The 7510-nt window shown below is 55.4% G+C and carries 7 protein-coding genes and 1 pseudogene; 3 read left to right on the top strand and 5 right to left on the bottom strand.

All coding sequences use genetic code 11. The features are described from left to right. Positions 1-168 precede the first annotated feature (168 nt). The 4 genes from GHK62_RS22085 to GHK62_RS34385 form a co-directional block, all read right to left on the bottom strand. Positions 169-1515 carry an aspartate aminotransferase family protein gene (locus tag GHK62_RS22085; protein ID WP_153440449.1) on the bottom strand — a complete coding sequence of 449 codons (1347 nt, stop codon included), beginning with the start codon at positions 1513-1515 and terminating at the stop codon, positions 169-171. Between the two features lie 51 nt (positions 1516-1566). Next, positions 1567-2574 carry a Gfo/Idh/MocA family protein gene (locus tag GHK62_RS22080; RefSeq protein WP_153441229.1) on the bottom strand — a complete coding sequence of 336 codons (1008 nt, stop codon included), beginning with the start codon at positions 2572-2574 and terminating at the stop codon, positions 1567-1569. A 579-nt stretch (positions 2575-3153) separates the two neighbouring features. Next, positions 3154-3303 carry a hypothetical protein gene (locus GHK62_RS34390; RefSeq protein WP_234886994.1) on the bottom strand — a complete coding sequence of 50 codons (150 nt, stop codon included), beginning with the start codon at positions 3301-3303 and terminating at the stop codon, positions 3154-3156. A 215-nt stretch (positions 3304-3518) separates the two neighbouring features. Then, positions 3519-3737, bottom strand: a complete 219-nt coding sequence (locus GHK62_RS34385; protein ID WP_234886993.1) for a hypothetical protein — start codon at positions 3735-3737, stop codon at positions 3519-3521. 730 nt (positions 3738-4467) lie between these two features. Between GHK62_RS34385 and GHK62_RS22070 the strand changes: the two genes are divergently transcribed. Together GHK62_RS22070 and GHK62_RS22065 are read left to right on the top strand one after the other, a co-directional pair. Further along, on the top strand, positions 4468-4662 hold the full coding sequence (locus tag GHK62_RS22070; RefSeq protein ID WP_153441228.1) for a hypothetical protein: 195 nt from the start codon (positions 4468-4470) through the stop codon (positions 4660-4662). A gap of 237 nt (positions 4663-4899) precedes the next feature. Further along, positions 4900-5100 (top strand): hypothetical protein, encoded by a 201-nt coding sequence (locus GHK62_RS22065; RefSeq protein ID WP_153441227.1) that lies wholly within the window; start codon positions 4900-4902, stop codon positions 5098-5100. Between the two features lie 399 nt (positions 5101-5499). On the opposite strand, the gene GHK62_RS22060 is transcribed toward GHK62_RS22065, so the two are convergent. Beyond that, complete coding sequence (locus GHK62_RS22060) at positions 5500-6336, bottom strand: methyltransferase (protein WP_153441226.1); 837 nt, start codon at positions 6334-6336, stop codon at positions 5500-5502. Between the two features lie 516 nt (positions 6337-6852). Here GHK62_RS22060 and GHK62_RS22055 point away from each other — a divergent pair. Beyond that, positions 6853-7377: pseudogene (locus GHK62_RS22055) on the top strand (IS66 family transposase); the annotation flags it as partial. Between the last annotated feature and the right edge of the window lie 133 nt (positions 7378-7510).

Raw genomic sequence — 7510 nt, 5'->3', positions numbered from 1 at the left:
ACATTTACAAACAGAATGACAAGCTCGCAACTCCCAAGCGGGATCGCAACGTTCTGCCGCGAAGTTTCAATTCGTCGAATTGAATGTAAGGACGTTCAATCAAACTGGTGCGCCGCAGGTTAGGTTCCGCGGCGCCCAATGACGTTAGCGCATTGGCCCAGTTCTCCCTCACGCTGCCTTTCTGCGCGCTTCCAGTACGGCTGCATCAATGGCCTCACCCAGTAGTTCGACGATTGTATCTATGTTCTCGCTTGTCACGATAAGAGGCGGGCAGATAACAACATGGTCCCCCACGTAACCGTCAATCGTGCCGGTGAGGGCGTGTGTAATAAGTCCCCTCGCCTGAGCGTTCTGGTAGATCTTGGAACTCAGGTCCTGCGATGCAGCGAAGGGCGCTTTCGTGCTCCTGTCCTCCACAAGTTCTACGGTCATCAACATCCCTCGACCGCGGATGTCGCCCACGTGTGGATGTTGGCCGAACCTCTCGTTGAGCCTGGCAGAGAGCAGGTTTCCCGTTGTCTTCACATGGTCAAGGAAACCGGGACCACGGAGGACCTTTTGGACAGCAATGGCAGCTGCACATGCAGTCGCATGCCCAGAATAGGTGTATCCTCCCTTGAAAGTGCCTGAACCGGACACGATAGCTTGGTAAATCTTTTCATTTACCATTGTTGCTCCGATCGGTTGATAGCCGGCGGCAATTCCCTTAGCAAATGTGAGGAAGTCTGGGGCAACTCCGTCCTGCTCGCAGGCGTGGAGCGTGCCCGTGCGCCCCAAGCCGCAGAATACCTCGTCAAGGATTAGCAGGACGCCGTATTTGTCGCAGATTTCCTTCACGCGTTTGAAGTAACCAGGTACTGGTGGCGTGGCTCCGTTGGTCGTCCCAGTGACGGTCTCGGCGATAAACGCCATTACCGTATTTGGGCCGAGACCCAAGATAGCCTGTTCCAGTTCATTCGCGACCCGCAGCCCGTACTGTTCCACGGTCTCGCTCTCTTGGCGACCCCGGTATTCGTAGCATGGTGAAATATGGAATACGTTTGCAAGAATGTCTTCAAAGGGAGCGCGGCGTGACAACTGGTGCCCGACACTAAGTGCGGTCAGATTAGCACCATGATAACTTGACCGTCTGCCGATAACCTTCTTTCGCTGAGGCTGACCAATCTCAACGAAGTATTGGCGCGCCATCATCACGGCGCTCTCTACTGCTTCGGAACCGCTGTTCGTAAAGAACACCCGCGTGAGGCCCTCAGGAGCATCGGTGGTCAGAATGGACGCAAGTTCTTCGAGGGGCTCCGAGGTAAACATCGCAGAATGGAAAAAGGCAAACTTCCCAATCTGTTCGCGAACGGCCTCTATGACCGATTCCTCGCTATGACCCAGGCATGAGACGCAGGCGCCGCCGGCGTAGCCGTCAATGTACCGCTTGCCGTCCTTGTCGATAATGTACATGCCCTCGCCTTTGACAGCGACTGGTAGATTGCGTTTTGGGATACGGTGGAACACGCTACTCATATGTCTCTCCTGATGGTTGTTGAATAGGAAGACGCTGCCTGCGTCTCACGGTTAGTTGGAAAGGTGGATCGTTCGACCACCTTCGGCGGCGGATGTGTATGCTGCCTCAACCACTTCCAGCACCCGCGCCGCGTCTCCAAAGTCCGCGATCGTTGGAGTTTTCTTCTCCAAGGCCTCGAGCACATGTTCGACGAATTTCGCGTAGTACAGATCGGTCTCAAATTCGACGGGCAAGAACTCTTGCTCCACGCCGGTCTCGTTGCCGGTCACGACATCAATGCCATCATTGATGGAACGCAGAAAACGTTTGCCGGCTCGAACTGAAAATGTGAATTCACGTTGCCGACCAGGCGCACTGGGGAAGGTGTACCCGCATTCAATCGTGCCAATTGTGCCGGAGGCACTCTTGAGCGTGATGGCGATAAAGTCCTCGATCGAAAGGTTATTGATGTGCGAGGTCGACAAAGCCGACACTGTCGTAATTTCACTGCCACTGAGGGACCTGAACATATCGACCATATGAACGCCGATGTTGATCAGTGGGCCGCCACCAGCTACCTCACGTTCTAGCATCCAGGGATTTCCCGCCTGAAGGTATCGGCTCGGCGGCCCCGCTATGAAACGAAAACTGGCATGATCGGTTCTTCCCAAGGCTTCGGCGCACCGGAAAACCCCCATCGTTTCGCTGAGGCGAAATATGAACGGAATCGCCACGAATGCGTTTTTGCGGGACGCTTTTTCCGAAAGCTGCCTGACGTCAGCCGATCTTATGCCACACGGCTTCTCGATCGCGATCGGGATGTCTTGATCGAGCAGGAAATTTGCGGTCTTCCGCATATCGATGTGCTTTCCGAACACAAAAGCAACGCCGGGCCGCACCTGCGATATCAGCTCTTCACAGGTTGTGAATGATCTCGCATTGAATCTTTTAGCCAGAGCCGGTCCAGTTTTTTCGGTAGGGTCTGATACCCCAACTACGTCGACGCCGGCCTTTTCCAACGCCTCAAGATATAAAGGCACGTGCCAGTGGGCGGTGTCTATTAGTGCGACTTTTGTCATATGAATCCCTTAGCAGGTTACATGGGGGCGACAGAGAGGTTTGGCATGACCGGGGCCGGCCGACAGAAAGTCGGCTCACAACGAGTTTTAACGACGGAACTGCGGTCCCGGGACCGAAACTAGTTTTGCATTCAGTGTTGTAATACCGGAATCAAGATTCATGCCAGTTGTGCAGTGAGCGGGCAACGGTCCAACGGTTTATTTTACAGGTGCTTGCAAAGACTCAATTAATGGAACCATGTAGTAAATCGGACAAAGCCGACAATGAACGTCTGATTCAGATGTGCTGTCTCTTGGGTGTCCTGGTCATACAATGACGATGAATGAGGCTGACAAGCCCAAATTCCACAGTCAACCTTTTCCGGGTTTCTGTCCTCCGAACTAAGCGGCAAGCTGAGGCCGTTCATGCCGCTTACTTCCGCGGCGTTAGTGTGTCGAGCGAGCGAAGAGGAGGCAACTCACGACGGCAAGGCTGGTGCGTATCCTGGGCTTGAATGCTCACGAAGTGTTTCGTTGTCGAATTACCGACGATCGTAAGCAACGGTCAAGAAAGCGCCTCGGGAGGTTTTCTACTGGTTTTCAGCCCATGCGTGCCTCAGCCGTAGGTAGCTGATCGGAACGGGACCTGAACGCGAAATTGGCCACCGCGAGATCAAGGGCATCGTTCACGATCTTCACGCGTTGCGGTTCGGCGCGCATGATGTAGATCGGGTGTGCATATATACCCAATGCGGTTTCAAAGAACTCGAGATCGTCGTGCGTGCGACACCGACTGTTTCGGGCAATCGCGCGGACGAACGCAGGATCAAACTTGTAGACACCGCTCAGGTTGGAATCTGCAGAGGCGTTCTCCTCCGGTGGTGGGCCGTGGGGGAGAATTGCTGTAAGGCGCAGGGCATTGTCCGCTAGTACGCGCAGAGACCGTTTGCCGCGTGATTTGCTGACTACGGCAAGTTGCGATCCGGCGATCTCAACAGGCGGTCGATCAGTTCGAAATCAATGACCACATTTTCGGCGAACACGAGTACGTCGCCACTAGCGTGAGCGATTTCCTTTGTCGTTTCTGCCTCCACGAGACGTCCGGCGTTCGGACTAGCCAGAGCGCGTAGGCAATGCTCCATCCCATCCAGCTCGTCACCGAAGTTGCTGGCGATGTCGCCCATTATTCCTCGGGCCAGGACCGTCGTCCTCTGCACCCCAGCGTGTGCCAATTGAGATAATAAGCGTCGCAGAAGCGACGTACCGCCAATCACACCTAGGGCTGCGGAAACTCGCTCTTTCCCAGTCGAGATCGTCTCCCGTGGGTCGGTGATGACAATCGCCAAGCTCTGGACTTTGCGCATTTTGCCTATGCTCTAACCGAGAACGTTCTCAATCTAACTAAGGGTCGCGCGCCTTATCCACTATTGGGTCTGATAGCTGATTAGTGCGACTATGGTGAAATGCGCCAAACGATTGAGCTGTCTTGGTGGATCAATGTTCTGACCAACACATGGCACAGCTCGGCCGTAATGCTGGCAGCAGGCCGGGCGCTTCAATCGTGTCGACGCCAATCCTCTCTCGCGGATTCCGCAAGGGGGCTGGAAGCAATGCTGATTCAGACATTTCGCCTGGCAGCGGAAATGAAAAAGCAATGTCAGTGGCCCTCCTTAAGTCCAGAACAACAACGTTGGCATAACTGACAAATCTCAAAGACGGGATATGAATCTGCGCCCTGACCCAGTTCGTCTCGGGCGGCCGACCAATTGATTACTCCAATGGTATGATGGGGAGTGAAGAAGGCGGTCTTGAGGCGTTCATAAGGAGGATCTGCAACGCTAGTCCGTGGCGGTCCAAGTGACAACGGCCTTCTTGGCAGCGAAGGTGACGATGTGCTCATCGAGTCCCTCGCCAATGACCGGATTGACGGTGCTCGCGGTAACGACCTCCATTTCGGCGGGCGAAGGCAATGACGGAGTGTTTGGTGGCGAAGGCACCTTCATCGAGGAGGTCTACAACAAACGCCGGCTCCATTCAGGGCTCGGCTATTTGAGCCCGCAACAGTTCGAGGATCAACACATCCGGCAGACTGGCAAATCAGCAGCCTGATCCTTGTCCATCCCAAGGGGCGCACTCCATATCGGCGTCCAAAATTGACGCCGATAACCCTCCAAGGGGGGTCAAATTTGCACGCCAAAACACAGTCCCGGCGACGATGTCCTCTTTGTGAGTGACGGGAGGATCAGCTGACCGGCAGCGACGGCCAAGACACCTGTGTGTTTCAATTTCACGAGGCGGTCCCCGGGTCGACCCAATGTACGGTCAGAACCCGGATAACACCACCTCGTGGATTTTTACCCGAGCCAGAATACTTTCGCCTTCGAAGCGGTGGGCTATTACATCGACGGCATCGGCGCGAACTTCGTCAGCCACGCCGACGACATCATTGTCTACCATGACTACCTGCTCAACGCGCAGTTCTGGCCCATTTCACGTCCGAAAACCACGCGCATGAGTTCGCCGGCCTGTTCAGTTTGCATAGTGTGACCGATCTTACCGCCCTGGACCGCGTGGGACTTCACCTTCGTCTGATCCGCAAAATACGCAGGGAGCCCGCCCCCACCGATCACCTTACCACCGGCAAGTGTAAAGATCGGCTGGGAACTATCCACTGTGGCTGACGCCAGTTCGCGGCTTTGCCATCCGGAAGCTTCGACAGCGGCCTGGCCACGGATGCGAACGGCGAGGACGTCGTGGTAGTCACCGACCAGAGTTTCTCCTCGGGCGGTGGCGCCGCAAATGCCATCGCCGCGAGAGCGTTTGCTGACTGAGCTCCGGGTCGCGGCGCAGCATTGAAGGGCAGCGCTCGCCGAGCGCGCTTTTCTCGCAAATTGGCGAGCGGTCAGGTAATCGTGATTCGCTTAATTTAGCGGCTATGTCCGGTTTTCAGGTCTTGATTTCATCAACTAACGGCCTGATCTCGTACAGGTGGACATTGATCATGCTGTCGGTTGTGAATTTCTTTGAAGCAATCTTTCTGGTCATTACTGGAAATTTTTTCGATTCCTCCAGGATAAATGACTCATCTCGAGACACATTGTAACAAAGCAGTAGAGCGCCCGATGGAGAGAGGTACTTTGGCGCCTCGTTAAGGAACCCCGTAAGTAACGACGCTCCAGGGTCGAAACTGCTATGCTCAACCATGCTCTTAAACTCGAAGTCTAAGGGCACGCGAGTGGCAGGCATATGGCAGACCACGCAGTTAAACCTCAAAGACGGATTAATTTTTTCGAACAAATTACTTTGGACGACAGTTACGTTGTCGATCTCATTTCTAACAGCGTTCGCCTGTGTATTGGTTACAGCAGATGGATTTATGTCAGTGGCGAGTACGTGCCTCGCTCCGTTCTTAGCCAAATATAAAGCCGTCAGACCGCAGCCACATCCAATCTCAAGCACCTCTTTTCCCGCCATCGCCGGCAGATTCTCGGTAACCCAACGGCCTGTTGCGTTGTTATCTTCGTCCCAAAACACTTCGCGGTGGATTTCCAGGTCCAGGGAAAGACAACACGTATATTTGGGGAAGTCCGTGCGCTGGCTTTCTGAAAGACGTTTTCTCACGTAGGATATCTCTCTGTGTCCATCTAATATCTCCTTAGCGGCTTGATTTATCATTTTATACACTTGAACTGCACTTCTGAGGATGAAATATTTCTCAAAGCTTTTTTGCAAATTTGTTGTGCGGCGTAAGCCCGCCGGTGTGGTCAAGTTATAAAGTGGCACGGGAGTCCCTTTTGACTTCAAATCCGACCGATGCTGCAAACTGGAGGTTTTGTGGTGAGTACCCCCACGGTGACGGCCGCCTTGCTGAGACCGTCTGAAGCCGCCACCGGTTCCCCGGCCGCAGAAGGGTCAGCATCGGCACCATCGAGCTTGGCGGCGGTCGTCGCCTCGGGGTCGAGAGTGACTTCAACACCGAAGCCTCGGCCCGGATCCTCGATGTGTTGGAGCGGCGATGATCCCGGTTCCGAGCGGTGTGAAGGTCCGACATGCGCAGGGGATTTTCCCGGCCTGTCGCCGATGGTGCAGGAGACGTTCGAGCGCGACCCGATAAAACCTGGCGTCCGACATCGGCGGGGTGAGCAAAACCGCTGGCACGGCGGGAGCGAACATGATTCCATCGCGCCATGACCGATGCGGCCGATCAGCTTCCCGACGACCTTGCCAATGCACATGCGATGATCCTCGCCGAGCGCGCTACCCGCCGCGAAGCTGAAGCGCGACATGCATGGCAGCCGTGAGCACCAGCCGCTGAACCGACAGCGAGAACGCTATGCCCACGAGGGCCAACTAGGTCGCCGCCTGCGCCGCGGCATTGAAGCCAGTGCATGGATTGATAGAGGCGCATGTTACTTGCCGCCGAACGGCTGCATGGCGACGACACGACCGTGCCGATCCTTGCCCGCGGCAAGACCGTACCGGTCGCATGTGGACCTATGTTCGAGATGACCGGCCGTTCGGCGGGCAATCGCCACCGCCGGCGCTCTATTATGCCTCGCGCGATCGGCAGCAGGAGCATCCCGAGCGCCATCTCAAGAGCTTCACCGGCATTCTACAGGCGGACGCCTTTGGCGGCTACAAGCTGCTGTTCAAGGTGGATCGCGATGCTGTTCCGCCGCCGCAGGCGCTGTGCTGGGCGCATTCACGGCGCAAGTTCTCGTGCTTGCCGACATCGCCACCAATCCCAAACGCGGAAAGAATGCTGCCGCGTTCAACACCGATGGCCTCCCGCACATCAGAAAGAAAAATCAGCTACTCGCGGTTAGTTCACGGCCGACCAATCAGGCGATATCGACGCAGTTCCTATGACTTCGAGAAGTAGCGGTCTCAAATCCATCGATCGCGTCCCAGGGAGTGGTTGTCTTCTCTATTCGGCGTGGTGAGGTCAAGCACCTTC

This window comes from Sinorhizobium terangae (genome assembly GCF_009601505.1).
Taxonomy (GTDB): Bacteria; Pseudomonadota; Alphaproteobacteria; order Rhizobiales; family Rhizobiaceae; genus Sinorhizobium; species Sinorhizobium terangae.
The sequence above is the reverse complement of the archived record's forward strand: the minus strand, read 5'-3'. Positions and strand labels throughout refer to the sequence as shown.

What these genes read in the sequence shown, in the direction of transcription:
- GHK62_RS22085 (WP_153440449.1), bottom strand. Translation starts at nt 1,515, where the DNA reads ATGAGTAGCGTGTTCCACCGTATCCCAAAACGCAATCTACCAGTCGCT.
- GHK62_RS22080 (WP_153441229.1), bottom strand. Translation starts at nt 2,574, where the DNA reads ATGACAAAAGTCGCACTAATAGACACCGCCCACTGGCACGTGCCTTTA.
- GHK62_RS34385 (WP_234886993.1), bottom strand. Translation starts at nt 3,737, where the DNA reads ATGGGCGACATCGCCAGCAACTTCGGTGACGAGCTGGATGGGATGGAG.
- GHK62_RS22070 (WP_153441228.1), top strand. Translation starts at nt 4,468, where the DNA reads ATGACCGGATTGACGGTGCTCGCGGTAACGACCTCCATTTCGGCGGGC.